Raw genomic sequence first — 25480 nt, 5'->3', positions numbered from 1 at the left:
CCCGCCGGTACGCTCAGAATTCGGCCGGGGACATGCCACAAACAGCCGGGGTTATCAACTCCGGGCCGCCGGCTATAGGTTGGGGGGGTATTGGAGGGGCGCCGATGACGGTCGAAATTGCGCGGCAGGCGCTGGAGGCAATCAATCGGCGCATGCGAGACAGGGACACGGCGGTCGCCGACCTCTTTGTGCCGCATGCGCTGCTTGTTGGTTCCGAGGCGGGCGAAATCGCCAGCGGCCGCGAGGCCATCACAACCCTGTTCGCGGGCATCCACAGCAGGGACTACACGGTATGCTGGGATCTTCCGTTGCTCCATAGCGGCGGCGACACCCAACGCGTCTGGCTTTTCGGAGAGGGTCATGTGGTGGTGGAGCGAGCCGGCGGCTCGGACCGCCTGCCCTATCGGCTTTCGGCGGTCCTCGTCGCCGAAAGCGACGGTTGGCGCTGGGAGCTGTTCCATGGCTCAGAGCCGCGGCACTAGCCTGCGCCGAAGCGTCCCCTTGCGGCCGGGGCCGGAGCGGCGGATATATCTGACATGACCGACACCACCATCAATCCCGACGAGATCGCCAAGTTTGCCGCCATGGCCGACGAGTGGTGGGACCCCAAGGGCAAGTTCAAGCCGCTGCACAAGTTCAACCCGGTGCGGCTGGGCTATGTGCGCGACAAGGTGATCGCCCATTTCGGCAAGGACAGCACGGTGCGCCGCCCGCTCGAGGGCGTTCGCATCCTCGATATCGGCTGCGGCGGCGGGCTGTTGAGCGAACCGTTGGCCCGGCTCGGGGCGACGATGGTTGGGATCGATGCCGGCGAAAAGAACATCCGCATTGCCCAACTGCATGCCCAGCAGTCGGGCCTCGAGATCGACTATCGCGCCGTGACCGCGGAGGCGCTCGATGGCTCGGGCGAGCGGTTCGATGTGGTGCTGAACATGGAAGTGGTAGAGCACGTCGACAATGTGCCGCTCTACATGAAGAGCTGTGCGAGCCTGGTAAAGCCCGGCGGGCTGATGTTCACCGCCACCATCAACCGCACGCCGCGCGCCTATGCGCTGGCGATCGTCGGGGCGGAGTATGTGCTCGGCTGGTTGCCCCGAGGCACCCACGATTTCTCAAAATTCCTGACGCCGGATGAGATCTCGGCGCTCAGCAGCCGCAATGGCCTGAAGATCATCGACAAGACCGGCGTGGTGTTCCATCCGCTGGCCGACGCGTGGCGGCAAAGCCGCGACCTCGGCGTCAACTACATGGTGCTGGCGGCAAAGCCCGCCTGAAGCACAGTCAGCCGATCACCAGCGTATCGCGGCCAAAGGCCAGCGTGATGGTGCCGCGGATCGGGTGGCCCGAGAGGTCTTCATCCCAGTAGAGGAACCAGCGGCCGGCGCCGTAGCTGCGGTCGAGCGCGTCTTCGATGGCGACATCGAAAGGCTTCAGCGCCTTCAGCGCTGCCGACGCGGCCTCGCTCATCACGGCGCGGATAGCGCCGCCGGTGGCGGTGACCGCAGGGGTCAGGGTGGAATGGTGCATTCTATCCTCCTTGGCGCCCGGAAGCGCCGTTTGTGGAGGCCAATCTGCGTTGCCGGGGTTGAACCGTGCCTGAACCGGCCGGTTTAGCTGGCGTTCAGCTCATTCGACCGGCATGTCCCTCGAAAATATCCGCTCCGTCGCGAACCGTTCTGCCGCCGCGACACCTCTTGTCCTTGAGGTGCAAGCAATGGAGCAGCGCATGTTCTATCGTAAGAATGTCTTTGCCTGGGAGCAGATCGTCCGCCTTGTCGCCGGCGTCGCGCTGATCCTTGCCGGGCTGCTTTTGCTGTCCGGCTGGGCGGGCTACGCGGTAGTCGCCCTCGGCCTCTACGTCATGCTGACCGGCATCTTCGGCTATTGCCCGGCCTGTGCCATGGTTGGCCGTAAACCCGTCGACAGGTCCTGATGCCGCCCACAGAGCTCATTGCTTCGGCCCGGAATGGCGATGCCGCCGCGATCACCTCGCTGCTCGCGGTGGCTCAGCCAGACATTCGCCGCTACGCCCGGGCCACCTGCCGTACGGCCGATGTTGACGATGCGGTGCAGGACGCCCTGTGCCTGCTGCATCGTCACATCGGCAGCCTGCGCGCGATTTCGGCTTTCTCGGGCTGGCTGTTCGCGGTGGTACGGCGCGAATGCCTGCGCCTTGCCCGGCGGGGCTTCGGACAGGCAGCGCCTCTGGAGGAGTTAGGAGAACAGGCCGAGATCGCCGTTCGACCCGATCACGAGCTACGGCTCGACCTGGCGGCAGCCATCCAGTCGCTGCCCGCACACTACCGCGAGGCGCTGGTCCTGAGGGATCTGGAGGAACTGACGATCGACGAGATCGCCGCGCGGCTGGAGACGACCCGCGAAACCGTCAAGGCGCGGTTGCGGCGAGCCCGCACGCTGGCGCGTGAGTATCTCGCCCGCTAGTTCGCTTCGTCCGGCACATGCGGCAGCGGCAGGAAATCGACGCCGTCGTCGATCAGTTCGGCCACTTCGTCACGGGTCGCTTCGCCGTAGATGCCGCGCGGGTCGGCTTCCTTGAAGTGGATCTTGCGGGCTTCCTCGGCGAACTTGTCGCCGACATAGTCGGCCTCGCTGGTGACCTTCTTGCGCATCACGCGCAGCATTTCGCGAATCTCGGCCTGCTGCGGGTGGCCGCTCGACAGCGACAGCTTGTCGGAGTTCATCCGCGACACTGCCGGCGCCATCAGCGCCTTGTCCACCTTCACCGAATTGCAGATCGGACAGGTGACGATGCCGCGCGCCGCCTGCTCGTCATAGGCCTCGGCGCTTTTGAACCAGGCGTCGAACTTGTGGGATCTGTCACAGATGAGGGAATAGCTGATCACGCCGACACGTCCTCTCGGGCGAATACCGTGGGGCCCGAAGCGCTGAGCGTTAGCGAAAACCGGCGTGCGTTGGCAAGCGCTGGAACCTTGCCGCGGGCGTCATCCACCGCTGATAGGTCGATATCGGCGACGGCGATCCCCGGACCGTCGCCACCGAGCTCGCTGACGATCCGGCCCCAGGGGTCGATGATCATCGAATGGCCCCAGGTGGAGCGGCCGTTCTCGTGCGTGCCGGCCTGCGCCGCGGCGATCACCCAAGAGCCGGTCTCGATGGCGCGGGCCCTGAGCAGCACTTCCCAATGCGCTTCGCCGGTCGGAACGGTGAAGGCGGCCGGCACCGAAATCACCTTGGCCCCGGCTTCCGCCAGCGCCCGGTGCAGCGCCGGAAAGCGCAGATCGTAGCAGATGGTCATGCCGAGCGGGAAACCCGGCGCCTCGCTCACCACCGCAGCATCGCCACCGGCATAGGTCTCGCTCTCGCGATAATTCCTGAGGCCGGGGAGCGTCGCGTCGAACAGGTGGATCTTGTCGTAGGTGGCGGCGATCGAACCATCCGGGCGGAACAGCACCGAACGGTTGGCGAAGCGCCCGTCGGGCAGCGCCACGGCGAGCGAGCCGAGATGGAGGCTGACCCCCAGCTTTCTGGCGATGGCGCCGACCCGTGCAACATCCGGGTTGTTCTCCCAGGGTCCGGCGACGGCTTTGAGCCCATCGCGGTTCTCGGCGAACACCACCGTGACTTCCGGCGACAACAGGTACGTCGCGCCCTGCCCCGCCGCCTCGCCGGCCAAGCGCTCGAGCTGGTCGAGATTGGGGCCGGGCTGAGTGCCGGAGTTCATCTGCAGGGCGGCGACGCGCATCCAAATATCCTAGTTGGCGAGCAGCGGATCGAGCTGGCCGCGGCGGTCGAGCGCCGCCATATCGTCGTAGCCGCCGACATGGGTCTCGCCCACGAAGATCTGCGGCACGGTGCGGCGGCCATTGGCGCGCTGCACCATCGCCATCCGGACGTCGGGGTCGTCGGCATCGACCTCATCGTAGTTTACACCCTTTTCGTCCAGCAGCGACTTGGCTGCGTGGCAATAGGGGCACCACTGGGTCGTATAGATTTCTACCTTTTTCATCTCGCCTACAAAAACGCTGGGGTTTGTTGAGGTCTATATGGGGAGTTCGGCGCCCGTCACAACGCGCGCGAACGAGATCACGTCGATTTTGATCACCCCGGCCCGCTTCAGCTCTCGGGTGATGGCCTTGACGGTCGAGCCAGTGGTGATGACGTCGTCGACGATCACCACGCCACGTCCGTTGAGCCGCCGCAGCACCTCGCGATGCGCCGTGAAGGCGCCGGCGACGTTGCGGTGGCGTGCGTCGTGCGAAAGCCCGACCTGCTGCCGGGTGCGGCGACTGCGAGCAACGAGCCCGGTATCGACCGAAAGTCCGGTGCGGCGGGCGAGCGCCCGAGCCAGTTCAGTGGATTGATTGTAGCGACGCTCGAACTGGCGCCAACGATGGAGCGGCACCGGGACCAGCACCGGGCGCTCGGCCCAGAACTCCATTCCAGCAGGGTGCATCAGCCGAGCGCAGAATTCGGCCAGCTCCGGCCGGTCTCCATATTTGAGCCGGCTGACGATGGCGCGAGCCACCTCGTTGTAGAGCACGGCGGACCGCGCCCGATCGAATGGCGGGGGATCGGCTATGGCTTCGGCGGAACGGGCATCGGGACCGATCGACACCTCGAACGGCAGACCCAGTACCGGGCACCAGGGCTGGGTGATCGGCCTGAGGCCGGCAAAGCAGCGGGGGCACAGCGCCGCGTGCGCCGCGGTCGGCGCGCCGCAATCGAGGCAGGTCGGCGGATAGACCAGATCGAGCAAAGCGCTGCCCAGCCGCGCCATGGCGGCCGATCCTGCTTTGACTTTACCCCGCCCCAATTCCATAACGCCGCATCTAAAGCGGGAACCGCGAAAGTTGCGAGACTTTTCCTGATCCCGTGACGAACCGAACTCGAACGCCGTGCGGATTGACTATGGCTCTGCCCCCCAAGGTTTTCGACCGCATGCTGATCGCCGAGCATCTCGGCCGGCGGCCGGCCGAGCCGGACGATTTCGTCACCCAGCTGGCGCTCGATGACCTCGCCTCGCGGCTCATTACCGTGTCGCGCGATTTCGAGCAGGCGCTGATCATGGCGCCGGATGGCGCGCGCCTGCCGCTGATGGGCCGCTCGGCCAGCGGCGCCTTCGCCTTTGAGCGCGTATCGACCGTCCTCGGCTCGCCCGATGCGCCGCTGGTCGACCCCGAAGCGCTGCTGCTGCCGCGCGACGGTTACGACCTGATCGTCTCGCTGTTCGACCTGCAGGTGATCAACGATGTGCCGGGCTTTCTCGCTCGCATCCGCGCGCATCTGAGCCCCGACGGGCTGATGATCGCCGCGGCGCTCGGCGGCGACAGCCTGACCGAGCTGCGCCAGGCGTTCCTGCGCGCCGATGCCGAAACCTCCGGTGGCGCCTTCGCTCGGGTGGCGCCATTCATCCCGCTGGCCGATGCCGGCGGCCTGCTGCAGCGCTCGGGCTACGCCCTGCCGGTCACCGACCTCGAGACCTATCCGATCCGCTATGCCGACCTGTTGCGGTTGATGCGCGAGCTCAAGGGGTTGGGGGCGCAGAACCCGCTGGCCGACCGCCCCGGCCGCCTGGCGACCAGGACGCTGCTCGCCGCAGCGAGCGCCGCCTATGCGGAACTGGCGGGCGACCCGGACGGGCGCGTACGGGCGACGCTCGAGATCATCTGGCTCAGCGGCTGGGCCCCACATGAAAACCAGCAAAAGCCACTACGCCCGGGCAGCGCCACGGTGCGGCTCAGGGACGTGCTGGGGAAGTAGTGTTCTAGAGGTCGTTGATGTTATCGAGGTTCTCGGCCGAGCGGCTCGACACGTACTCGAACATCGAACTGACGCTGCTGCCGGTCAGGGTCATGGCGAGAATGGCCCCAACTGCGATCAGCGCGGCAATCAGGCCATACTCGATCGCCGTCGCGCCGCCCTCATCGGCGACAAAGCACCTGATCTGAGAACAAAGACCCGTCATCGCCACCCTCAGAGCAGATCGCACAACGGTGCGATCAGCGGTTCGTCGGCCGGGGGCATAGGGTAATCGCGCAGCTGCTGCGGGCGCACCCATTTCAGGGCGGCGTGTTCGCGAGCCTGCGGCACTCCTTGCCACTTACGGCAGACGTAAAGTGGCATCAGAAGATGAAAGCTTTCGTAAGAGTGAGAGGCAAAGCTTAATGGAGCAAGGCACGCCGTCTGGGTGGAAATACCGAGCTCTTCTTCGAGCTCCCGGATCAAGGCCGCCTCTGGACTTTCACCCGGCTCGAGCTTGCCACCGGGAAACTCCCATAGTCCCGCCAGTTGCTTGCCTTCCGGACGCTGGGCGATCAGCACCCGCCGGTCGGCATCGATCAGCGCGCAGGCGACGACCAGCTGGATCTTCACCCGCGGCCCCAATCCGGGGCGCGCCGGTAGCTATAGGGATAGACTTCGCCGAAGCCGAGCGAGCCATAGAGGTTGAGCGCCGGGGTATTGCTGGCCAGCACCTGGATGGCCGAATGGGTGGCACCCTTCGAGCGCACCCAGTTGAGCGCCGCGCCCATCACCGCCCGGCCATAGCCCATGCCGCGCGCATTGGGGTGGGTGACGACGTTGAGATAGATGCCGATGCCGCTTGCCACCGCCGCCGCCACCGGCAGGCCCGCCTTGTGGTAGACCAGCACACCGCGCGCCTCGCAGGCGATATGCCCGAGAATCTGGCTCGCCACGTCGATGGTCGGCTGGTCGTAGCCCGACATCTGCGCCTGCGCCCGGATCCATTGTGGATCGGTCGGCTCGAAATAGCGGGCCTGGAAGTCGAGCGGAAAATCCTCGTTGGGCATTTCCATCGCCATCACCAGGCTCGGCTCGAACTCCTCCCACAACAGCCCATCGAGCACCTCGACGATCTCTGGCGCGGTGAGCGGAGTAACCCGGAACACCGGCGGGATGTGGTGGCGCTTCGACAATTCGGCCAGCCGGATCAGCCTGAGCTCGGCATAGCCACCATCGCTCGGATCAAGGCAATGGATCGAGTTGGCGCGCTTGGTATAGCCCTGCGCGTAACGCCACAGCCACAGCCCATCCTGCGCCTGCCGCAGTGCCGGCCATGCCGTAAGGGTGGCGCCCTCGATCTGACTGACGCTGAGTGGAACCATCAGGACCTGTAATCGCCGTTGATAGTGATGTAGCCGTGCGTCAGGTCGCAGGTATAGACGGTCGCCGTGCCGGCGCCGAGGCCCAGCCCGACACGCACCTCGATTTCCTCGTTCTTCATGTAGGCGCTGGTTGCCGCCTCGTCATAGGCGGGGTCGCGCTCGCCCTGCGTCGCGACGCGGATATCGCCGAAGCTGATCTCCAGCTTGTCGCGATCGGCCGGCTCGCCGGCCTTGCCGACCGCCATGACGATACGGCCCCAGTTGGCGTCCTCGCCGGCGATGGCGGTCTTGACCAGCGGTGAGTTGGCGATCGACTGGGCGATGCGGAAGGCGCTCTTGTCGCTCTCGGCGCCCTCGACGGTGACGCTCACCATCTTGGTCGCCCCTTCGCCGTCGCGCACCACGTGGATGGCGAGCTCATGCAGCACGTCGGCGAGCGCTTCGGCGAACACTTCGGCGCGCGGGTCGCTGGCGGAATTGATGGCGGGGATGCCGGCCTTGCCGGTGGCGAACACCAGGCAGGTGTCGGAGGTCGAGGTGTCGCTGTCGACGGTGACGGCGTTGAAGCTCGTGTCGATCGCCGGCTGCAGCAGCCCCTGCAACACGCCCGCCGCGATCGGCGCATCGGTGAACACAAAGCTCAGCATCGTCGCCATATCCGGCGCGATCATTCCCGAGCCCTTGGCGATACCCGAGATCACCACCGGCACGCCGTCGAACTCGACGCTGGCAGTCGCCACCTTGGCGAAAGTGTCGGTGGTCATGATCGCCTTGGCGGCATCCATCCACGGACCAGGCGCCAGGCGGGTCGCCATCTCGGCGGTGACCCCGGCGAATTTCTGCGCATCGAGCGGCTCGCCGATGACACCGGTGGAGGCAAGGAAAATCTCGCTCGGTGCAACGCCCAGCGCTTTCGAAACGATCTCGGCCGACAGCGCCACCGAGGCCTTGCCCTTCTGGCCCGTAAAGGCGTTGGCATTGCCCGAATTGACCAGCAAGGCGCGGGCCTTGCCGCCACCGAGGTTCTGCCGGCACCAGTCGACGGCCGCCGACGGGCACCTGGAGCGCGTCAATACACCGGCAATGACCGTTCCCTCATCCATCGAGACGAGCAGGACGTCAGTGCGATTCTTGTATTTGATCCCCGCCTCGGCCGTCGCAAACCGAACTCCCGCGACATCCGGCAGTTCCGGGTAAGTCTTGGGCGCGAGGGGAGAAACGGGATGGGCCATGTTGCGTCCTATGCGGCGACAATAGGCCCATCCGTTTGCCTCAAGCCTTGCTGTGAAGCAAGTCGTTCATTTGCTTACCCGACCGGTCGCGATGAAACGGCCGAAACGCGACTGAATGCCCGGGATGATGAAGTAGACCATGGCAATCACCATCAGCGGCGCGACGACAAAGTTACGTTCCCACACCGGCCAGCCCTCGGTGAACGGCGCCACCAGATAGATGATCCCGGTGATGACTGGGTAGACGGCAACCAGCACCAGCAGCGCCATGCGGGTGCGCACCGCCAGCGACGGGCCGGCCGGCTTGGCGGGTGCGGCGACAGCGGCGGCGGAAGATTGAATGGACATTTCCAAAACCCTATATGAACGGTACGGCTCGTTACATAACGAAACGGAACGTAACGTTCAAGTGGATGGGCCCAGCTTTTTCGTGTATCCCAGCCATGCACCCCTGACACGGCTTCAGTGAGAACCATGTCCACCACCGACACCCAACCCCGCAGATCCATCGGCGCCGCCCGCAACCCGGACAGCCACGCGGCGATCCTCGCCGCGGCCGAGGAAATCTTCTGCGAGTCCGGTTATGCCGGCTTTTCGATCGAAGCCGTGGCCCGGCGGGCCCGTGCCGGCAAGCCCACCATCTATCGCTGGTGGCCATCCAAGGCGCATCTGCTGCTCGACGTCTATACGCGGCTGAAAAGCTCGCGCATGCCCGACCCGGATACCGGCACGCTCGAAGGCGACATCCGCAGCTTTCTCACCGAGCTGGTGCGCTTCTGGTCCGGCAACACTGGCGGGGTCTATAAGTCGCTGATCGCCGAGGCCCAGGCCGACCACAAGGCCGCCGAGGCGTTGCAGGCCTATTCGATCGAACGCACCCAGCACACTGCCGGCATGTTCGAGCGCGCCAAGGCGCGCGGCGAGATGCGCGCCGACGCCGACAGCCTCGCCGCCTCCGACCTGATGTCGGCCTATGCCTGGAAGCTGCTGCTGACCGACCGGCTCGCCGACCAGGCCGATATCATCGACAAGGTTACCTCGATCCTGGTCCGCGGCCTCGTCAAATGACAGAACCCCGGCCGAGGCCGGGGTTCTGAAAGTTTGCGTCCGACGGCAATCCTTACGGCGCGGTGCCGGCAGCGCCTTCGGCAGCCGGCTCGGCCTGCTTCTTGACCGCTGCGGCGAGCGCTTCGTCGGGGATATCGAGCTTGGCATCCTTCTTCAGCGCCGCGACGGCCTCGTCGAACGCCTTGAACATCACCTGCTGGCCCAGTTGCTGCTGCACCTGCTCGATCGGCGGCGGCGCGCTCATACGCTTTTCCTCGACCTTGATGATGTGCCAGCCGAACTGGCTCTGCACCGGATCGGAAATCTTGCCCGGCTCGAGCGTGAAGGCCACGGCCTCGAACTCCGGCACCATCATGCCCTTCGAAAAGAAGCCGAGGTCGCCGCCGTTCTGCTTGCCGGAGGGGTCGGTGGTCTTTTCCATGGCCAGCACTTCGAACGGCTTGCCGCCATCGAGCTCGGCCTTCACCGCTTTGGCTTCTTCTTCGGTGGCGACGAGGATATGGCGCGCGTGCACCTCCTCGACCGGCTTGAAATCCTTGACCAGCTGGTCGTAGGCCGCCTTGATCGACTCCTCGGTCACCGAGGTGGCGACCTTCTGGGTGAAGTAGTCGCGGCGCAGCGAGCGCTCTTCGAGATATTGCAGGCGCCGCTTGAACAGGTCGGTATCGGCCATGCCGGCGGCTTTCGCCGCCTTGGCCATCACTTTCATGTCAATCAGCACGGTGACGAGGAAGGCGCGGCGCTCCTCGGGCGGCACCTGCTGCAGCTCCTGCTGCAGGTCTTCGGCGGCAAACGCCAGATCTGCCTCGGTAATGGTCTGGTCGCCGATGGTCGCGACCACTGTCTCGGGCGCGATGGGAGCGGCTGCGGCGGGGGCAGCAGCATCCTGCGCGAAGGCGGCGACGGGGGCGAAGCCAAGCGCCGTGCCAAGCAACAGCGCACCGGCCAGGGTCTTCAGAACTTTGTGGAAACCCCGCGGGGCATGGACGTTCATTGGGAATTCTCCTCGGATGGCGCAGAGCCCCCGGCCCGCGGCCGCGGAGGTTTCGCCCATTTGCGTTCCGTTGACAAGCAAAACACCCGCTCTTACATGTCGCACCACTTCAAAGAGTGTTGACGGGTGAGGACCCGCCGCCTGCCGGATGAGATGAAGCGCCTTAGCGCCACCCGGCCCTGAACAATCAAAGGACGACACGAATGGTACTGGCTGCAATCGCCAAGGCGATCTTCGGTTCGGCGAACGATCGGCAGGTGAAGAAGTACCTCCCGAGGGTCGCTGCGATCAACGCGCTGGAGCCCGAGTTCGAAAAGCTCACCGACGAGCAGTTGAAGGCGAAGACCCAGGAATTCCGCGATCAGCTCGCGGCCGGCAAGAGCCTCGACGATATTCTCGAGCCCGCCTTCGCCACGGTCCGTGAAGCCAGTAAGCGCGTGCTCGGCATGCGCCACTTCGATGTGCAGCTGATCGGCGGCATGGTGCTCAACAACCGCTCTATCGCCGAAATGAAGACCGGCGAAGGCAAGACCCTGGTGGCAACGCTCGCCGTCTACCTCAACGCCCTACCCGGCAAGGGCGTGCACCTCGTCACCGTCAACGACTACCTGGTGCGTCGCGACTTGAACTGGATGGGCCAGATCTACCGCTTCCTCGGCATGACCACCGGCATCATCGTCCACGGTCTCGACGACGCCGAGCGCAAGGCCAACTACGCTGCCGACATCACCTACGGCACCAATAACGAGTTTGGCTTCGACTACCTGCGCGACAACATGAAATACAGCCGCGACCAGATGGTGCAGCGTGGCCACGAATACGCCATCGTCGACGAAGTGGACTCGATCCTCATCGACGAGGCGCGTACCCCGCTGATCATTTCCGGTCCCTCGGCCGACCGCTCTTCGCTCTACGAGATGGCCGACACGCTGATCCCGCTGCTCGGCGAAGGCGATTTCGAGATCGACGAGAAGCAGCGCTCCGCCACCTTCACCGACCAGGGCATTGAAAAGCTCGAAGCGGCTTTGGTCGAGAATGGCCAGCTCAAGGGCGAGAACCTCTACGACATCGAGAACGTGGCGCTGGTCCACCACCTCAACTCGGCTTTGCGCGCCCATAAGATGTTCGCGCGCGAGAAGGATTATATCGTCCGCAATGACGAAGTGGTGATCATCGACGAGTTCACCGGCCGCATGATGCCGGGCCGCCGCTATTCGGAAGGCCTGCACCAGGCGCTGGAAGCCAAGGAACACGTCAAGATCCAGGCCGAGAACCAGACCCTCGCCTCGATCACTTTCCAGAACTACTTCCGCCTCTACAAGAAGCTGGCCGGCATGACCGGTACGGCGGCGACCGAGGCCGAGGAATTCGGCGATATCTACGGCCTGACCGTCACCTCGATCCCGACCAACGTGGCGGTGAAGCGCAAGGACGAAGACGACGCCATCTTCCGCACCGCGGCGGAGAAATTCGACGAGATCGCCAACCTGATCGTCGACGCGCGCGGTCGCGGCCAGCCAATCCTCGTGGGCACCACCTCGATCGAGAAATCCGAGATGCTGGCGGAGATCCTCCGCGGCAAGGGCATCAAGGATATCGCGGTGCTGAACGCCCGCCACCACGAGCAGGAAGCCCAGATCGTCGCCGACGCCGGCGTTTCCGGCGCTGTCACCATCGCCACCAACATGGCCGGCCGCGGCACCGACATCCAGCTCGGCGGCAACCTCGAGATGCGTATCGAGAAGGAAGCGCACGAGCTCGAGGGTGCCGAGCGCGACGCCAAGATCGCTGACATCAAGCGCACCATCGCCGAGGACAAGGCCAAGGTGCTGGCCGCCGGTGGTCTCTACATCATCGGCACCGAGCGGCACGAAAGCCGCCGTATCGACAACCAGCTGCGCGGTCGCGCCGGTCGCCAGGGCGACCCGGGCCACTCCAAGTTCTTCCTGAGCCTGCAGGACGACCTGATGCGCATCTTCCCGGTCGAATCGATGGATTCGATGCTGAGTAAGCTCGGTCTCGAGCAGGGCGAGTCGATCACCCACCCCTGGGTCACCAAGGCGATCGAGCGCGCCCAGGCCCGCGTCGAAGCCCGCAACTTCGACATCCGCAAGAACATCCTCAAGTACGACGACGTGATGAACGATCAGCGCAAGGCGATCTTCACCGAACGTCTCGAACTGATGGACAGCGAGGACGTCGCCGAGACGGTCAGCGAGATGCGCCACCAGGTGGTGGACGATATCATTTCGAAGGCCATTCCGGAGCGCTCCTACCCCGAGCAATGGCAGGTCGAACAGCTGGTTGCAGCCGGCAAGACCTACCTCAATGTCGACCTGCCGGTCGAAACCTGGACGCACGAGGAAGGCATCGACGTCGAGGCCGTGCGCGAGCGCGTCACCAAGATCGCCGACGAGTTCGCCGCGTCCAAGGTGGCGCGCTACTCGCCCGACATCATGCGCCAGGTCGAAAAGTCGATCCTCCTGCAGTCGATCGACGGGCTGTGGCGCGAGCACCTCGTCACGCTCGATCACCTCAGCAAGGTGGTCGGCTGGCGCGGCCTCGCTCAGCGCGACCCGCTGAACGAGTATAAGCGCGAAGCCTTCGAGCTGTTCGAGCAGCTGCTGGCGAGCCTGCGCGAGCTGGTGACCACCCAGCTCAGCCACGTCGAGATCCAGATGCGCCAGCCGGCGCCGCTGCTCGCCGATCTCGAGGGGCTCGACGAAATCCACATCGACCCGACCACCGGCGAGAACGACGCCGATGACGATATCACCGGCACCATGCCGCGCGCCCTCGGGCCCGCGCCGTCGCTGGCCGCCTTTGCCGCCGCAGGCGCTGCTGCCGGCGCCGGCGTGATCGAGGCCGACCCGGCACTCAGGCCCATCGACCCCAAACTGCTGGTCGGCGTCTCCCGCAACGCCCCCTGCCCCTGCGGCTCAGGCAAGAAATTCAAGCACTGCCACGGCGCGTTCTGAGAACGTCATAAAAACTGGAATAACCAACCGGCCGGTTCCTTCTGGGGACCGGCCGGTTTCGTTTCGCCCGTGTCGAAGGACCGGCCCGATCGAGCTGCCGCAGATCCCATCCGGGCTTGGCCATACTGACCATAGCTGTGGGCAGAACAACGGTCCCAGCCGGCGTTTCTGTTTGTCGTCAGCGGAACTCCAGAAAGCCGTCGGCCCAGATCCAGCCGGCGCCGCCCGGAACATCCGGACCGGAAATCGGGCACCAGTTGCCCTGGCAGTCCGCCTGCGATGCCGCGACAACGCTGTCCTTGTTGATGAAGCCAAGGACCTGTCCTTTACCGCCGGGTTTGTCGTAGACGTCGACATCGGCGAGGATCACACCGCGCCCACCGGCGTTCCGCACCAGCTCTTCGGCCTCAGGCATGGCGGCTTCCTCCGGCTCGGCTGCTTCGCGCCCGGGCATGGCGGGCGCTGCCTCGACGCGAGCACGCTGCGGCCGCCCGCCACGCCTGATGAGGTCCTCGAAGACGTAGGCCCTGTCAAAGCGAGGCAGATCGATCTCGCACCACTTGCGCACACATCTGAGGAGCGCCACCCCGGTACCGCCCGGCAGTGTTGTGAGAACCCTGTCCTTGGTCGAAGGACCGGCGCGGACATTGGCGCTGCGAACGAGGACGGCCATCTCGGTTGCCCGCCCGGGCTCCAACTCGGGCTCCATGGCCGCGTCCGGGAACTCAGGCTGCTGGACCTCCGGCACCTGCTCGACCGGCTGCTGCGGAAGATCGGCAGCCAGGCGCTGCCCGTTCCACGACCCGTCCGCACTCGCCGGATCCACGGCACGGTCGCCGCTGCTGTACCAGCCCGAAAACGTGCTTGAGTTCGGTGCCATCTTGAACGTCACCCGGCCGCGGGCCTGGTCCTCGACCCAGATGGCGTGGAGCTCGTTGCCGATGACCACCCCGCCATGGATGATCCCCGCCTGAGCACCGCCCGCCGACAGAGTGTAGCGCCCGGTAACGATGCCTTCCCTGGTCTGCGTAAGCACCAGGCGATACTGGCTGCCTGACCCGGCTGAACTCGGGGCGGTTGCCGTGTCCCACTCGCCGGTAAAGTCGATCCCCCTGCCCGGAGCGGGGGCGGGAAGGTCGAACGTGGGCTCCACTTGCGCTACCTCAGCCGGAGGTGGTGGCTCGACTGGAGCCGGCGCCGCCGCGACCTTTGGCAGTGCTATACCTGACGAGCAGCACGTGTTGCCGAATGCGGTAGCAGGCACCGGGTTCTTGAGGAAACAGACCGGCTCGTCGTCCTTTATCCCGGCGATGACGAAGGTCCAGGCGCGACATTGGCCATCTGCTTCGCAGGCGTCGCGGCACTGAAAAACCGTCTGGACGTTCAGCGAAGTGTAGTCGTTGCCGAGCAGGTCGGTTTGAAAGGTGATCTCTCCAGGCGGACCCATCCCGACAACTTCGGGCGCGGCCGGGCCCACCTGGAAGCGGAACTCCTCGAAGGGAAGTTCGCAGTCGTCGGCGATGATGTCCTCTTCACACGGCGTCGCCTCAAGCGAATAGATGCCCGGCTGCGTCACGTCGAAGGAGAATTCTTGCCCCAGATCAACCACGAACTCCCCGTGGCCCGGCAACCGGACCTTGGCGATGTCGAGGTCCAGGCTGCGTTGGTTAAGCTCTATCCGCACAAATGCCCTGTAGCTACCAGAGCTTAGGGCCTGCTCGCGAATGGCCGCGCAGGTGTGCTCCCCGCACGGATACTGATCGGCCACGGCGGCACCGGCCGACAGGATGCAGAACAGACCAACAAACAGGGCGAGCAGGCCACGCTGGGCAGAGCGCCCGCGCGACCGAGCAAGGGCGGGGAGGAGCGTCCTCCCGAGGAAAGTACGCATCGGCACCTCCATCGCATTGCCCCCCTAACAGGCACGGCGAGGAGAAAGGAGGGCGCGGCGATCAGCTTGCGCTTGGCACCCCTCCAATTAACGTCGGAAGCTTACCTTAATCCGGCCACGCTGAGAAATCACGACCGCAGGATCGCAGGGTTGCGACGCAATTTGTGATCAGGGTTGCCGCTCAGGCAACCGGGCGCCTGACCGCGCGGACCTTGCCGGTGCTGCCGCCGCCACAGAAAAACTGGTCGCGACCATTGGACTCGAGCCCCGAAACATTGGCGCCTGACGGCATGTCCAGCTGTTCGAGTACCTCCCCCGAAACCGGATCGACACGCCGAAGCTCGCTCGCATCGTCTTCCCAGGTGGCGTGCCAGAGTTCGCCCTCGACCCAGGTCACCCCGGTGACGAAGCGGTTGGAATTGATGGTGCGGAGGACCTTGCCGGTCTCGGGGTCGACCTCGAGGATCTGCTTGCCGCGATACTGCCCGACCCACAGCGAGCCCTCGGCCCAGGCGAGCCCCGAACCGCCACCCGGCGACGGGATGGTCTTGACCACCTTGCCGCTTTGCGGATCGATCTTCTGGATCACGTCTTCGGCCAGCTGGTAGAGGTGCTCACCATCGAACGTGGTGCCGGCATGTGCCGCGACATCGATGCTGCGCACCGCCTCGCCGCTCTCGGGGTCGAAGGCGTTGATGCGATCGCCTGAGGCGAACCACACATTGGTGCCGTCAAAGGTGACCCCGGCCACCGAGTCCACTCCGGGGAACGGGCCGTACTCGCGAACAATCTCGGCATGCGCATGCTTCATCGGACTGACCTCTTGCTCAAATGCACTGCCTGAACCTCTAATCGCCCGGCAGCGGACCGGGGAGTAACAAAGCCGTCGGGAAACCCGGCACCGGCGGGGTGATCCAGCGCAGCGCCCGGCCGCGGCCGAACGACTGCGCTTTGCCGGCCTCGGCCAGCTGCTCCAAGGCCCGCTGCACGGTGCGCGGGCTGGTGCCGAGCGCAATGGCGAGCGCCGAGCTGGCCCAGGCCTCCCCATCGGCCAGCAACGCCAGCACCCCGGCATGCTGATCTTCCACCGGCGGCGCCAGCACCACCACCTCGCGTGCCGCGACGGGCACCAGCGCAAAGCCGGCCATGGTGGCGTTGATCTCGGCAATCCCGGCCAGCTCGGACCGCAGCCGCCCCATTTCCACCCGCAGCCGGGCGCGATGCGACTCGTCGGCTTCCTTGCCGCGGAATGCCTCGGCAACCAGCCGGGCCCGTGACACGTCCTTGGGCCAGGTTTCGGCCAGCGCGCGCAGCAACGCAAAGAGCACCGGGCGCGTCGCAAGATGCACGACACTCCCCGCCTGCCGGACCACATTGCGCGTCGCGTCGACCACCAGCGCTTCGGATGCCAGCACCTGCTCGACGCCGGCCAGAGTGAGCGACCGCTCGTTGCCGCCGCCGATCAGCCGCGCCGCCGGCGTCTCCAGCACCCGGGCATCGGCTTCGATCTCGGCGACCAGCGAATGCATACCGGCCTGCCGCGCCGCCGCGAGCGCCCGTTCGAACGCCAGCCGCCCCGGCCCGGTCTGCACCCGCCGCACCGCGATGCCGGCGCTGACCAGCTGGTGCACGGCAACACTCGCCGCTGGCAATTGCTGCAGGTCGAGTGGCGCGAGAACCCGCTCCGCCTCATCCACCTGCCCGATCAGCAACAGCCGGCGCGCGGCAAGGTTGGCGGCATGCGCCGCGTTCACCCGATCGCCCTGTGCCTCCAGCACACGCTGCGCCGCCTCCAGGGCTTTGGGCTGCCAGGAGAGGTCGCGTGACACCAGCGCGATCTCAGCCTCGGCCACGACACAGCGCGCCCGCGCCACTGCTTCCCGCACATGAAACGCCCTGCCGGCCGCCTTGAGCAGCGCCTTGGCGCGCTCGAGATCGCCCAGCTGCGCCATGGCGATGCCGCGCAACGCCAGCGCCGGCGCGTCGTCGCGCAACGCCACGCGCTTCAGCGCGCCGAGCGGATCACCGGCCCCCAGCGCCCGCGCCGCGGCGGTGATCAGCGAGTCCATTCAAATCCCGTCACACTTGTCACTCTCACCCCGAACTCCCCGTCGCCTAGGTTCCGTTCATCGACAGAGAACGCAACCCTCCAAGCAACAGGAGATCAGCCATGACCACGCTCGAACTCTATGAAATCGCCGCCGACAAGTCCCGCCAAAGCAACATCATCGGCGGCCTGCTGCAGCTCACGGTGCGCCTCGCCACCTGGCAGGCCCGCCGTCGGACCATCCTCAAGCTGGCCAGCCTCGATGCCGTTCAGCTCGCCGATATCGGCCTCGAACGCACCGATGTCGAGGACGCCCTCGACGGCGATGCCCGCCGGCTGTGGACCAAAATCCGCCAGCGCAACGCCAGCTGACCCCCCTTCACCCACGGAGAACTGCAATGGAAGACAAGAGCTACACCACCACCATCACGGTGAAACAGAGCCCCGAAGCCGTCTTTGCCGCCATCAATAATGTACGCGGCTGGTGGTCTGAGGATGTCGAAGGCAACACCGCCATGCTCGGCGATGTCTGGTTCTACCACGCCAAGGACTTGCACCGGTGCACCCTCAAGGTGGTCGAGTGGCTGCCCAACCAGCGCGTCGCCTGGCGGGTGCTCGACAACCATTTCAGCTTCATCGCTGACAAGACCGAATGGATCGGCACCACCATCGCCTTCGACATCGCGCCGGTCGGCGAAGGCACCCGGCTGACCTTCACCCATATCGGCCTCACGCCCAACGACGAGTGCTACGACGTCTGCCACGATGCGTGGGGTACCTACATCCGCGGCAGCCTCAAAGCCCTCATCACCTCAGGCAGCGGCCAGCCCAATGTCGGCGCCGCGCTCACCGCCAACGAACCCACACGTCCCGACGCAGGAGACCACGCCATGAGCGATACCAGCTTCACCACCGCGTTCACGGTGGATCAGAGCCCCGAGGCCGCCTTTGCCGCCATCATCGACCCGCGCGCCTGGTGGAGCGGTGAATTCGAGGGCGGCACCAAAAAGCTCGGCGACGTGTTCAGCTACCGCTACCAGGAGTTCCACTATTCCAAGCAAGTCGTGACCGAACTGGTGCCCAATAAGCGGGTGGCCTGGCAGGTGGTCGAAGGCACACTGAGCTTTGTCGAGGACAAGACCGAGTGGGTCGGCACCACCATCATGTTCGACATCGGCATGAAGGGCGGCAGGACCGAAGTGGTGTTCACCCACCAGGGCATTGCGCCGGCCGTCGAGTGCTATGACACCTGCTCGGACGCCTGGACCTCGCTGATCCAGGGCAGCCTCAGGCAGCTGATCGAGAGCGGCAAGACCGAACTGATCGAGCTGGCCGCGCCTGCGGCGTGAGGCACGCCACGCCGGCGCGCAGCAAACTTGATTGCAGCACTACTCCACTGGCGCGAGCGCCAGTGGACCGCCACTGACCAACCCCTCGCCCGCGCCTCTCGCTGATATCAGCCCCGGCCAGGCCGCCCCGCTCACCCCACAACAATCGCCGCGAGCGCCGACTTCGGCAGCGTGCCGTCGCGCCCCCAACACCTGGAGAAACAAGATGAGCAACACCGCTCCTCCCCCCATGACAGGCCAGCAATGGCTGGTTGTCCTGCTGCTGCTTGGCACCGGCTTCATGCTGTCGGTCGATTTCTCGATCCTCAACGTGGCCATGCCGGAGGTCGGCGAAGCCGTCGGCCTGCCGTTCTCGCAGCTGGCCTGGATCGCCACTGCTTACGCTTTGCCGGCGGCTGGGTTCACCCTGTTGTTCGGCCGCATCGCCGACCTGTTCGGGCGCCGCCGCATGTTTTTCATCGGCATCGGCCTGTTGGCGATTGCTTCGGTGATCGGCGGTCTCGCCACCAGCCCCGATGTGCTGCTGACGGCCCGTGCCCTGCAGGGCCTGGCCACCGCCATCGCCACGCCCGCGGGGCTGGCGCTGCTCATCACCTCGTTCGGCGACGAGCGGCAGCGGGCCCGCGTGCTTGGCCTCAATGGCGCCTTGCTCTCCGGCGGCTTCACCGTCGGTGCCCTGGTCGGCGGCGCGCTGGTCGGCGCCCTCAGCTGGCGCTGGGCCTTTTTCATCAACGTGCCGGTCGCCCTGCTGATCCTGGCAACTGCCCCCTTCGTGCTCCGCGCCAGCAGCGCGCCGGTTGGCGTCAAGCTCGACCTGCCGGGCGCCGTCAGCGTGACGCTGGCCTTGTTGGCGCTCGTCTACGGCGTCACCAGCGCCAATCCCTACATGTTGGCTACCGCCCTCGTGCTGCTGGCGCTGTTCTTCATCATCGAATTGCGCACCACGGTACCGCTGGTGGCCGTCGGCATCCTTGCCCGGCCGACGGTAAAGTGGGGAAACCTCGCAACGCTCGTCGTCTTCTCGATGGAGCCGGCCCTGATCTTCCTCGTCACGCTCTACCTGCAGGATGCCCTGCATCTGTCGCCGCTCGACACCGGCCTGATCTTCGGTATCCCGGGCCTTTCCTCGATCGTCGCCGGCATCATTGCCGGCCGCATCATTGCCCGCCGTGGCGTGCGGAACGTGCTTGCCGTCGGGATGCTGGTGCAGGCCGGCTTCACCGCCCCGCTGCTGCTGCTCGGCCCGGATCCGATCTGGCTGTGGGTGCTGGTCCCGGCGCTGTTCATCGGCTTCTTCGGCCACGTTACGGCGATCGTCGCATCGATGGTAACCGCCACCTCTGCTGTGCCCGACAGCGAGCAGGGACTCGCCACCGGCCTCGTCTCGATGACCCAGCAGGTCGGTATCACCATCGGCATCCCGATCTTCGGCGCCATCGCCGCCACCCAGGCTGGCATTATCGCCGGCATCCACCTGGCGCTGGCCGTTAATGTCGGCGTGACGGTGCTCGCGGTGGTTCTGATTTGGATGGGGCTGCGGCCCCGTCCGGTCACCGCGGCAGTCGGCAACGCCGAGGCCGCCAAGGCCTAAGGCGCATCCACCACCTGTCGCCGCGGACGCCGCTCGCTCCAGGCGAGCACCAGCCCCGCGGCGATCACCAGGGCCGCGCCGAGGAACACCAGTTCGGCCGGCTGTTCGCCCCAGAACAGGAAGCCGAAGACAAAGCTCCAGATCAGCGCGAAATACTCCACGGTGCCCAGCACGCTTGCCGGCACCAGCCGCGCCGCTTCCACCAGCACATATTGCGCCGTGCCGCCGACGATGCCGGTGGCGACCACGATAGCGATCTGCAGCGGGTCCATGTCGGTCCAGAACGGGATCGAGGCGAGGCCCATCACTAGCGTGTAGAACAGGTTGAGCGAGAAGATCAGCACCATCGAGCTCTCGGATTTCGAGATGGTGCGCATCAGGATCATCGCCACCGACCAGAAGAACGCTGCGCCCAGCACCATCAGCGCCGGGATGCCGAATGTCAGTCCGGCCGGATTGCAGGCGATCAGCACGCCGAAAAAGCCGATGGCCGAGGCGCCGACCCGCGCCAGCGTCAGCTGCTCCTTCAAAAAGATCACCGCCAGGATAATCGTCAGCACCGGGGCGAAATAGTAGAGCGTCGTCATTTCGGCGAGCTGCAGCTCGCGCCCGGCCGAATAATACATGCACCAGGCCGCCAGCGTCAGGATGGCGCGCAGCAGCAGCATCGGTTTGTTGCCCGATCGGATCAGCTCCAGCACCAGCTTTTTCCGCCCGATGACGAGGCAGATCACGACAATCACCAGGCTGCGCACGAACAGGATCTGCACCACCGGCAGCGCAAGGATCACCGCCTTCACCAGCGCATCGTGCACCGAGAACAGCGTGTAGGCGAAAACCCCCAGCGCCATGCCCTTGAGCGAGGCGGACTGATGCACAGACGTAGCGGCAGGTGAGGACACGATGAACTCGGGAGAACACAGAGAGGCGAATGCCCGCCGCTAGCTCTAGCCGGTCGACAAAGCGTGTGCACCAGCAAAAACCACTGCCGCCGTCAGGTGCAGGTCACCCGCACCTCGGCAAAGCCGGCTTCGTCGGCCGAGAACACCATCACCGTGCAGCTGGTGCCGGCAATGGTGCCGAAACCGGTCTCCACCACCTGCCCGACCCCATCCATGGTGACCGTGTCGGCGGTGATCAGCCCGGTCTTTATCACCGCCTTCGACTGGCAGATCGGGTAGCTCTCGCCGGGCGTCACCATGAAGCGCGTGCCGAGCGGGATGCAGTCGGTGGTCGGCAGGTTCGGGTCGATCTCGGCGGTCGCGGTGCTTGCATCCGGGGCACCCGGCAGAGCGGCGGGAGCCGCTGCGGCGGCGGCCTGTTGGTCGGTCCATTCACCCTCAAGCTTCACCATCCGGTCCTGCAGCGCCAACAGGCCCGCCGCGGTGCCGTCGTCGATGGGCGTAGCTGCAGCTTCGGCCCGCTTGCCGAGCTCATCGACGGAGGTGCGAAGCGCCGCCACGGCCTCGGTCACCGCCTTGGTCTTGGCATCGGTATTGAGCTGCACCGCGACAGCCCCGGCCAGCGCCACCAGCCCGACGATGGCAGCGAGGAACGGGATCAGCCGGTCGATCAGGACCAGGCGGCGATAACGGCGCATTTTGGCCCCTCCGCATCTGCGCCGAAGCGGTATTCGCCGCGGCAGGCGCCAACCTTGGGCGGGGTGCCGGCCGCCTCGAACAGGTCGTAACCGGCCTTGAGATTACGCCAGAACGGCGCCCAGGTGTTACCGCCCTCGGCGGCCAGCGCCGTTGCCGTCATGCGGAACGGAAAGACGTGCACGTCGACGGCGTCCTGGCCATGTTTGAGCGCGGCTTCGACCACCGCATAGACCTCGTCGACGTTTGGATCGGTGATGGCGTAGCAGCCGACCGAGGAGCAGCCGCCATGCACCATCAGCGCCGAGCCGGTGCGGCCCAGCTGCCGGTCGAAGGCATTGGGGAAGCCGAGGTTGAAGCTGAGGTGATGGCGCGAATTGGGGTTCAATTGGCTCTCTGCCACCCGGTAAAATCCCTCGGGCGACTGTCTGTCGCCTTCCTTGAGCTTAGGGCCGAGCTCGCCCGAGAACCTGCAGATGTCGTAGTCGCGGAACAGCGCATAGCGTCCATCGGCCCGCTGCAGCCACAACTCCAGCTTGTGCTCGCGCTTGAAGATGCGGACATGCGCCCTGTCGCCGAGCGCAAACCCGGCGGCCGTCAGTTCGGCAACGAACTGCGTACGGTCATAGACGCGCTCGGTGGCGATGTCGCGATCTCCCGTTCGTTCGGTGAGCACGAAGCGCCCAACCAGCACGCCTGCGAGGAGCAGGACCCCGATCGCGATGGCCATGCCAACATGGGAGCGAGGGGCCCGCACCGCAAGATGACCGTCTAGGCTCGGTGCAATCGCGGCAGCGGGATCGGCGCTACCTTGCTCGGGTCGATCACCCCGGTCTCGGCGCCGCCGCCAAACATGCCGCCGAAGAAGCTGCCGATCGCCTCGCCACGCGCCTTCGCCGCAGCCTTCTCGTCCGCCAGCTTCTGCGCTTCGGCCGCGGCCTTGGCGGCCTTGTCGGCGAGGTTGGCGACTTCCTTGGCCATCGCGGCCTCGTCGGCGGCGGCCTTGGCCTTCACCGTATCCGGCACATTCTGCGCCACCGTCACCGGGCAGCTGCCCAGCGCGTCGAGCGCCGTGCCGCCGGGCACGTCGAACACGTATTCCTTGTTGCAGACATCCCAGGAGACCGGTGCCTTCGAGATCTCGAAGCGGTCATAGCCTTCCTTGATGTCCTTCCAGAAGCTCATGTTCGGGTTGTCGGCATGCTTGGCGAGGTTCTGCGCCGACATGCGGAACGGATAGATCTGCAGCTGGAACGAGGCGTTGCCGCCCTTAAAGCTTTCGCGCGCCAGCGCGTAAATCTCGGCGATCGACTCGTCGGTCATCGAGTAGCAGCCGCGCGACGAGCAATCGCCATGCACCATCAGGTCCGAGCCGGTGCGGCCATAGGCGCGGTCGAACTTGTTGGGAAAGCCGGTGTTGAAGGCCAGGTAGTAGTTCGAGTTCGGGTTCATCAGGCCGGGGGTGACGGTATAGAAGCCCTCCGGCGACTGCCGGTCGCCCTCCTTGACCTTGGGACCGAGCACCCCCGACCAGGCGCAGATCTCGTAGCTCTTGAACAGCTTGTAGCTGCCGTTGGCCGTCTGCTTCCAGACCTCGAGCTCCGAGCTTTCCTTGAAGATCCGGACCATCATCGCGGCAGCGGGCGATGAGCCGAGGCTGGCCAGCTTGCTGACGGTTTCCTGCTTCAGCGGCGCCATTGCCTTGGCATTGCCCGGCTTCAACCCGCCGCAGCCAGCCAGCAGCGCGGCCACGCTGATGGCGGCGCCAACGAGAAGGATGGAACGGAGCGTTCTGCCCAAGTCAGCTACCCGAAATGCTTGTCTGCCCGAACAATCGGGTTACGAGCGGACGGTTACCATGTGGTAAGCCGGCATGGTTAACAGCCCGTTTACTATTGGCTTCATGCCTCGTGCGTCGGCGACGTTCAACTCAAATTGGTGCCGATGGCGAGGAATTTGTCGCGCCTGTGTTCCCGGACCTCCAACCGTCCCCTGGTGCCCGGGAAATCGGTCAGGAACTGGGTGATGGCTTTGGCAGTCGAGGCCATCACCTCTGCGTGATGGCGATGCGCGCCGCCGGCCGGCTCCGGAATGATGCCGTCGATCACCCCGAGCCCGAGCAGGTCGGGAGCGGTGATCTTCTGCGCCGCCGCCATATCGGGAGCGCGCGCCGCGTCGCGGAACAGAATGGCAGCGCCCGGCTCGGGCGAGATCACCGAGTAAATGGCGTTCTCGAGCATCAGCACACGGTTCGCCGTGGCGATGGCAATAGCGCCGCCCGAACCGCCTTCGCCGATGATGATGGCGAGGTTGGGAATACCGAGCTCAAGGCAGCGCTCGGTCGAGCGCGCGATCGCCTCGGCCTGGCCGCGCTCCTCGGCGCCGATGCCTGGATAGGCGCCGGCGGTATCGACGAACGACACCAGCGGGATATCGAAGCGGTCGGCCATATCCATGATGCGCACGGCCTTGCGATAACCCTCGGGCCGCGCCATGCCGAAATTGTGCTTCAGGCGGCTCTCGGTGTTGGAGCCCTTCTCTTGCCCCAGGATCGCCACCGGCTGCCCGTTGAAGCGGCCGAAGCCGGCCTGCAGCGCCGGATCCTCGGCGAACTTGCGATCACCGGCCAGCGGCGTCCACTCTGATATCAGCGCCTTGATGTAGTCGGAGAAATGCGGGCGCTGCGGATGGCGCGCCACCTGGGTCTTCTGCCAGGGCGTCAGCTTCTTGTAGATATCGATCAGCGCCTCGTCGGCGCGCACCGACAGGCGCCGCACCTCGTCATCGATCGATACGGCCTGGTCCGAGGTTGCCAGTGACTTGAGCTCGGCAATCTTGCCTTCCAGGTCACGCACCGGCGTTTCGAAATCGAGATAGGACTGCATCAAACCCGCCAACTGAGCGCTCTCCGGAACAGTTCGGGAGCGCGACCAAGGATCAACGAACTGGTGCACTCTGTCGTTTCAACGAAACGGTGAGGGCCCAGCAGAGAAGTGGCGCGTCAACTCGCGCCCCAAAGTGGCCGGAAAGTGGCGATGCGACCCGGTTGAGTCAAGCGCCGAGCCTAGACTTGGTGAAGCTGCGGCCCGCCACTCCACCGCTCTGTCACGCCGCATTAACCAATGCATGACGCTTTCATGACAACGCTGGAGCCCGACGATCGGAACCACACTTCGACCATGACGACCTATGCCCTGGTGAGCGTTGCCTGCCCGCATTGCGGTGGCCAGTTCCTCGAAAACGCCAAGCTGGTACGACCGGACGGCGGCGCCTGGTGTCCGCATTGCGAAAAGCTGTTCACGCTGGACCCCGGCAACCAGGCCACCCGCCGCACCCTCGCCGAAGCCAAGGCCGCGCGCCGTCGGCGCAAGGAGCGGCTCAACGGGCTGCGCGCCACCTGGATGGTTCCCCCGCCGCCGAAACCATTGCTGATGGGCGACGTGCTGCGCGCGCTGGACGAACTGCTGCTACGGCTCGACGGGCTGACGGAGCGGAAGCGATCCTAAACGCCGGTGCGGGCTGACCCCCACCCCTGTCCCCTCCCCCTGAAACAGGGGGAGGGAGACGCTAGCCTCGATATTGGTGTGAGGGTCTCCCTCCCCATTCTTAGGGGGAGGGGACAGGGG

At 65.6% G+C, this 25480-nt stretch carries 30 protein-coding genes; 11 read left to right on the top strand and 19 right to left on the bottom strand.

Annotated features, from left to right (window positions below; translation table 11 throughout):
• Positions 1-104 precede the first annotated feature (104 nt).
• Both VW23_RS14290 and ubiG read left to right on the top strand, forming a co-directional pair.
• Entirely contained in the window at positions 105-482 is a 378-nt protein-coding gene (locus tag VW23_RS14290; protein WP_069910231.1) for a nuclear transport factor 2 family protein, read from the top strand.
• 45 nt (positions 483-527) lie between these two features.
• Complete coding sequence (gene ubiG / locus VW23_RS14285) at positions 528-1274, top strand: bifunctional 2-polyprenyl-6-hydroxyphenol methylase/3-demethylubiquinol 3-O-methyltransferase UbiG (RefSeq protein WP_069910230.1); 747 nt, start codon at positions 528-530, stop codon at positions 1272-1274.
• Positions 1275-1281: 7 nt separating this feature from the next.
• Here the strand turns inward: ubiG and VW23_RS14280 are convergent, their stop codons facing one another.
• The gene (locus tag VW23_RS14280; RefSeq protein ID WP_055886298.1) at positions 1282-1527 is read right to left on the bottom strand and encodes a hypothetical protein; all 246 of its coding nucleotides are present in this window, start codon (positions 1525-1527) and stop codon (positions 1282-1284) included.
• 199 nt (positions 1528-1726) lie between these two features.
• On the opposite strand from VW23_RS14280, the gene VW23_RS14275 reads away from it, so the two are divergent.
• The gene (locus VW23_RS14275; RefSeq protein ID WP_069910248.1) at positions 1727-1933 is read left to right on the top strand and encodes a YgaP family membrane protein; all 207 of its coding nucleotides are present in this window, start codon (positions 1727-1729) and stop codon (positions 1931-1933) included.
• Positions 1933-2442 (top strand): RNA polymerase sigma factor, encoded by a 510-nt coding sequence (locus VW23_RS14270; RefSeq protein ID WP_069910229.1) that lies wholly within the window; start codon positions 1933-1935, stop codon positions 2440-2442. Before VW23_RS14275 ends, VW23_RS14270 begins: the two co-directional genes overlap by 1 nt.
• On the opposite strand, the gene VW23_RS14265 is transcribed toward VW23_RS14270, so the two are convergent.
• Genes VW23_RS14265 through VW23_RS14250 form a run of 4 tightly spaced genes read right to left on the bottom strand, consistent with a single transcriptional unit; the run spans position 2439 to position 4759 of the window.
• Positions 2439-2864, bottom strand: coding sequence for a DUF1178 family protein (locus tag VW23_RS14265; protein ID WP_055886305.1), 426 nt, complete (start codon positions 2862-2864; stop codon positions 2439-2441). The two genes, VW23_RS14270 and VW23_RS14265, sit on opposite strands and share 4 nt — an antisense overlap.
• Complete coding sequence (locus VW23_RS14260) at positions 2861-3724, bottom strand: carbon-nitrogen hydrolase family protein (RefSeq protein WP_069910228.1); 864 nt, start codon at positions 3722-3724, stop codon at positions 2861-2863. Before VW23_RS14260 ends, VW23_RS14265 begins: the two co-directional genes overlap by 4 nt.
• 9 nt (positions 3725-3733) lie before the next feature.
• Positions 3734-3988, bottom strand: a complete 255-nt coding sequence (gene grxC, locus VW23_RS14255; protein ID WP_069910227.1) for a glutaredoxin 3 — start codon at positions 3986-3988, stop codon at positions 3734-3736.
• A 33-nt stretch (positions 3989-4021) separates the two neighbouring features.
• Complete coding sequence (locus tag VW23_RS14250) at positions 4022-4759, bottom strand: ComF family protein (RefSeq protein ID WP_141728341.1); 738 nt, start codon at positions 4757-4759, stop codon at positions 4022-4024.
• A gap of 131 nt (positions 4760-4890) precedes the next feature.
• Between VW23_RS14250 and VW23_RS14245 the strand changes: the two genes are divergently transcribed.
• Positions 4891-5742 carry a malonyl-ACP O-methyltransferase BioC gene (locus VW23_RS14245; RefSeq protein ID WP_069910225.1) on the top strand — a complete coding sequence of 284 codons (852 nt, stop codon included), beginning with the start codon at positions 4891-4893 and terminating at the stop codon, positions 5740-5742.
• A 4-nt stretch (positions 5743-5746) separates the two neighbouring features.
• Here VW23_RS14245 and VW23_RS14240 read toward each other — a convergent pair whose 3' ends face one another.
• From VW23_RS14240 to VW23_RS14220, 5 genes are all read right to left on the bottom strand, one after another.
• Entirely contained in the window at positions 5747-5947 is a 201-nt protein-coding gene (locus VW23_RS14240; protein WP_069910224.1) for a Flp family type IVb pilin, read from the bottom strand.
• 8 nt (positions 5948-5955) lie between these two features.
• The gene (locus VW23_RS14235; RefSeq protein ID WP_084646130.1) at positions 5956-6354 is read right to left on the bottom strand and encodes a (deoxy)nucleoside triphosphate pyrophosphohydrolase; all 399 of its coding nucleotides are present in this window, start codon (positions 6352-6354) and stop codon (positions 5956-5958) included.
• Complete coding sequence (locus tag VW23_RS14230; protein WP_069910222.1) at positions 6351-7106, bottom strand: GNAT family N-acetyltransferase; 756 nt, start codon at positions 7104-7106, stop codon at positions 6351-6353. Before VW23_RS14230 ends, VW23_RS14235 begins: the two co-directional genes overlap by 4 nt.
• Entirely contained in the window at positions 7106-8338 is a 1233-nt protein-coding gene (argJ, locus tag VW23_RS14225) for a bifunctional glutamate N-acetyltransferase/amino-acid acetyltransferase ArgJ (protein WP_069910221.1), read from the bottom strand. Before argJ ends, VW23_RS14230 begins: the two co-directional genes overlap by 1 nt.
• A gap of 66 nt (positions 8339-8404) precedes the next feature.
• Entirely contained in the window at positions 8405-8686 is a 282-nt protein-coding gene (locus tag VW23_RS14220) for a putative antibiotic biosynthesis monooxygenase (protein WP_069910220.1), read from the bottom strand.
• 126 nt (positions 8687-8812) lie between these two features.
• On the opposite strand from VW23_RS14220, the gene VW23_RS14215 reads away from it, so the two are divergent.
• The gene (locus VW23_RS14215; protein WP_069910219.1) at positions 8813-9406 is read left to right on the top strand and encodes a TetR/AcrR family transcriptional regulator; all 594 of its coding nucleotides are present in this window, start codon (positions 8813-8815) and stop codon (positions 9404-9406) included.
• 52 nt (positions 9407-9458) lie between these two features.
• On the opposite strand, the gene VW23_RS14210 is transcribed toward VW23_RS14215, so the two are convergent.
• Positions 9459-10400, bottom strand: coding sequence for a peptidylprolyl isomerase (locus VW23_RS14210; protein ID WP_069910218.1), 942 nt, complete (start codon positions 10398-10400; stop codon positions 9459-9461).
• A gap of 203 nt (positions 10401-10603) precedes the next feature.
• Here VW23_RS14210 and secA point away from each other — a divergent pair, with 203 nt between their 5' ends.
• Complete coding sequence (gene secA / locus VW23_RS14205; RefSeq protein ID WP_069910217.1) at positions 10604-13378, top strand: preprotein translocase subunit SecA; 2775 nt, start codon at positions 10604-10606, stop codon at positions 13376-13378.
• A 178-nt stretch (positions 13379-13556) separates the two neighbouring features.
• Here secA and VW23_RS14200 read toward each other — a convergent pair whose 3' ends face one another.
• The 3 genes from VW23_RS14200 to VW23_RS14190 all read right to left on the bottom strand — a co-directional run bounded on the left by VW23_RS14200 (position 13557) and on the right by VW23_RS14190 (position 17338).
• Positions 13557-15269: a PAN domain-containing protein gene (locus tag VW23_RS14200; protein ID WP_069910216.1), complete on the bottom strand. Its 1713-nt coding sequence runs from the start codon at positions 15267-15269 to the stop codon at positions 13557-13559.
• A gap of 181 nt (positions 15270-15450) precedes the next feature.
• Complete coding sequence (locus VW23_RS14195; protein ID WP_069910215.1) at positions 15451-16080, bottom strand: Vgb family protein; 630 nt, start codon at positions 16078-16080, stop codon at positions 15451-15453.
• Positions 16081-16117: 37 nt separating this feature from the next.
• A complete protein-coding gene (locus VW23_RS14190) occupies positions 16118-17338 on the bottom strand; it encodes a DNA-binding protein (RefSeq protein WP_069910214.1) in 1221 nt (406 codons plus the stop codon).
• Between the two features lie 101 nt (positions 17339-17439).
• Between VW23_RS14190 and VW23_RS14185 the strand changes: the two genes are divergently transcribed.
• The 3 genes from VW23_RS14185 to VW23_RS14175 all read left to right on the top strand — a co-directional run bounded on the left by VW23_RS14185 (position 17440) and on the right by VW23_RS14175 (position 20256).
• On the top strand, positions 17440-17688 hold the full coding sequence (locus tag VW23_RS14185) for a DUF1127 domain-containing protein (RefSeq protein WP_069910213.1): 249 nt from the start codon (positions 17440-17442) through the stop codon (positions 17686-17688).
• 26 nt (positions 17689-17714) lie between these two features.
• Positions 17715-18665, top strand: a complete 951-nt coding sequence (locus VW23_RS29295; protein WP_201788051.1) for an SRPBCC family protein — start codon at positions 17715-17717, stop codon at positions 18663-18665.
• 205 nt (positions 18666-18870) lie between these two features.
• Entirely contained in the window at positions 18871-20256 is a 1386-nt protein-coding gene (locus VW23_RS14175) for an MFS transporter (RefSeq protein WP_069910212.1), read from the top strand.
• Here the strand turns inward: VW23_RS14175 and VW23_RS14170 are convergent.
• The 5 genes from VW23_RS14170 to VW23_RS14150 all read right to left on the bottom strand — a co-directional run bounded on the left by VW23_RS14170 (position 20253) and on the right by VW23_RS14150 (position 24739).
• The gene (locus VW23_RS14170) at positions 20253-21134 is read right to left on the bottom strand and encodes a DMT family transporter (protein ID WP_084646118.1); all 882 of its coding nucleotides are present in this window, start codon (positions 21132-21134) and stop codon (positions 20253-20255) included. The two genes, VW23_RS14175 and VW23_RS14170, sit on opposite strands and share 4 nt — an antisense overlap.
• 116 nt (positions 21135-21250) lie before the next feature.
• Positions 21251-21856 carry a hypothetical protein gene (locus VW23_RS29000; protein WP_069910211.1) on the bottom strand — a complete coding sequence of 202 codons (606 nt, stop codon included), beginning with the start codon at positions 21854-21856 and terminating at the stop codon, positions 21251-21253.
• Complete coding sequence (locus tag VW23_RS14160) at positions 21829-22584, bottom strand: L,D-transpeptidase family protein (protein WP_069910210.1); 756 nt, start codon at positions 22582-22584, stop codon at positions 21829-21831. The genes VW23_RS29000 and VW23_RS14160 overlap by 28 nt, the downstream gene beginning before the upstream one ends.
• Positions 22585-22625: 41 nt before the next feature.
• Positions 22626-23654 carry a L,D-transpeptidase family protein gene (locus tag VW23_RS14155; RefSeq protein ID WP_069910209.1) on the bottom strand — a complete coding sequence of 343 codons (1029 nt, stop codon included), beginning with the start codon at positions 23652-23654 and terminating at the stop codon, positions 22626-22628.
• Positions 23655-23779: 125 nt separating this feature from the next.
• Entirely contained in the window at positions 23780-24739 is a 960-nt protein-coding gene (locus tag VW23_RS14150; RefSeq protein ID WP_069910208.1) for an acetyl-CoA carboxylase carboxyltransferase subunit alpha, read from the bottom strand.
• Positions 24740-24991: 252 nt separating this feature from the next.
• Between VW23_RS14150 and VW23_RS14145 the strand changes: the two genes are divergently transcribed.
• Positions 24992-25360 (top strand): hypothetical protein, encoded by a 369-nt coding sequence (locus tag VW23_RS14145; protein ID WP_069910207.1) that lies wholly within the window; start codon positions 24992-24994, stop codon positions 25358-25360.
• Positions 25361-25480: the final 120 nt, after the last annotated feature.

It is taken from the genome of Devosia insulae DS-56 (genome assembly GCF_000970465.2).
GTDB classification, from domain to species: Bacteria; Pseudomonadota; Alphaproteobacteria; order Rhizobiales; family Devosiaceae; genus Devosia_A; species Devosia_A insulae.
This window is presented reverse-complemented; position numbering and strand designations above follow the sequence as displayed.

What these genes read in the sequence shown, in the direction of transcription:
- VW23_RS14290 (WP_069910231.1), top strand. Translation starts at nt 105, where the DNA reads ATGACGGTCGAAATTGCGCGGCAGGCGCTGGAGGCAATCAATCGGCGC.
- VW23_RS14280 (WP_055886298.1), bottom strand. Translation starts at nt 1,527, where the DNA reads ATGCACCATTCCACCCTGACCCCTGCGGTCACCGCCACCGGCGGCGCT.
- VW23_RS14275 (WP_069910248.1), top strand. Translation starts at nt 1,727, where the DNA reads ATGTTCTATCGTAAGAATGTCTTTGCCTGGGAGCAGATCGTCCGCCTT.
- VW23_RS14270 (WP_069910229.1), top strand. Translation starts at nt 1,933, where the DNA reads ATGCCGCCCACAGAGCTCATTGCTTCGGCCCGGAATGGCGATGCCGCC.
- VW23_RS14260 (WP_069910228.1), bottom strand. Translation starts at nt 3,724, where the DNA reads ATGCGCGTCGCCGCCCTGCAGATGAACTCCGGCACTCAGCCCGGCCCC.
- grxC (WP_069910227.1), bottom strand. Translation starts at nt 3,988, where the DNA reads ATGAAAAAGGTAGAAATCTATACGACCCAGTGGTGCCCCTATTGCCAC.
- VW23_RS14250 (WP_141728341.1), bottom strand. Translation starts at nt 4,759, where the DNA reads ATGGCGCGGCTGGGCAGCGCTTTGCTCGATCTGGTCTATCCGCCGACC.
- VW23_RS14245 (WP_069910225.1), top strand. Translation starts at nt 4,891, where the DNA reads ATGGCTCTGCCCCCCAAGGTTTTCGACCGCATGCTGATCGCCGAGCAT.
- VW23_RS14240 (WP_069910224.1), bottom strand. Translation starts at nt 5,947, where the DNA reads ATGACGGGTCTTTGTTCTCAGATCAGGTGCTTTGTCGCCGATGAGGGC.
- VW23_RS14230 (WP_069910222.1), bottom strand. Translation starts at nt 7,106, where the DNA reads ATGGTTCCACTCAGCGTCAGTCAGATCGAGGGCGCCACCCTTACGGCA.
- argJ (WP_069910221.1), bottom strand. Translation starts at nt 8,338, where the DNA reads ATGGCCCATCCCGTTTCTCCCCTCGCGCCCAAGACTTACCCGGAACTG.
- VW23_RS14220 (WP_069910220.1), bottom strand. Translation starts at nt 8,686, where the DNA reads ATGTCCATTCAATCTTCCGCCGCCGCTGTCGCCGCACCCGCCAAGCCG.
- VW23_RS14215 (WP_069910219.1), top strand. Translation starts at nt 8,813, where the DNA reads ATGTCCACCACCGACACCCAACCCCGCAGATCCATCGGCGCCGCCCGC.
- VW23_RS14210 (WP_069910218.1), bottom strand. Translation starts at nt 10,400, where the DNA reads ATGAACGTCCATGCCCCGCGGGGTTTCCACAAAGTTCTGAAGACCCTG.
- secA (WP_069910217.1), top strand. Translation starts at nt 10,604, where the DNA reads ATGGTACTGGCTGCAATCGCCAAGGCGATCTTCGGTTCGGCGAACGAT.
- VW23_RS14200 (WP_069910216.1), bottom strand. Translation starts at nt 15,269, where the DNA reads ATGCGTACTTTCCTCGGGAGGACGCTCCTCCCCGCCCTTGCTCGGTCG.
- VW23_RS14195 (WP_069910215.1), bottom strand. Translation starts at nt 16,080, where the DNA reads ATGAAGCATGCGCATGCCGAGATTGTTCGCGAGTACGGCCCGTTCCCC.
- VW23_RS14190 (WP_069910214.1), bottom strand. Translation starts at nt 17,338, where the DNA reads ATGGACTCGCTGATCACCGCCGCGGCGCGGGCGCTGGGGGCCGGTGAT.
- VW23_RS14185 (WP_069910213.1), top strand. Translation starts at nt 17,440, where the DNA reads ATGACCACGCTCGAACTCTATGAAATCGCCGCCGACAAGTCCCGCCAA.
- VW23_RS29295 (WP_201788051.1), top strand. Translation starts at nt 17,715, where the DNA reads ATGGAAGACAAGAGCTACACCACCACCATCACGGTGAAACAGAGCCCC.
- VW23_RS14175 (WP_069910212.1), top strand. Translation starts at nt 18,871, where the DNA reads ATGAGCAACACCGCTCCTCCCCCCATGACAGGCCAGCAATGGCTGGTT.
- VW23_RS29000 (WP_069910211.1), bottom strand. Translation starts at nt 21,856, where the DNA reads ATGCGCCGTTATCGCCGCCTGGTCCTGATCGACCGGCTGATCCCGTTC.
- VW23_RS14160 (WP_069910210.1), bottom strand. Translation starts at nt 22,584, where the DNA reads ATGGCCATCGCGATCGGGGTCCTGCTCCTCGCAGGCGTGCTGGTTGGG.
- VW23_RS14150 (WP_069910208.1), bottom strand. Translation starts at nt 24,739, where the DNA reads ATGCAGTCCTATCTCGATTTCGAAACGCCGGTGCGTGACCTGGAAGGC.
- VW23_RS14145 (WP_069910207.1), top strand. Translation starts at nt 24,992, where the DNA reads ATGACAACGCTGGAGCCCGACGATCGGAACCACACTTCGACCATGACG.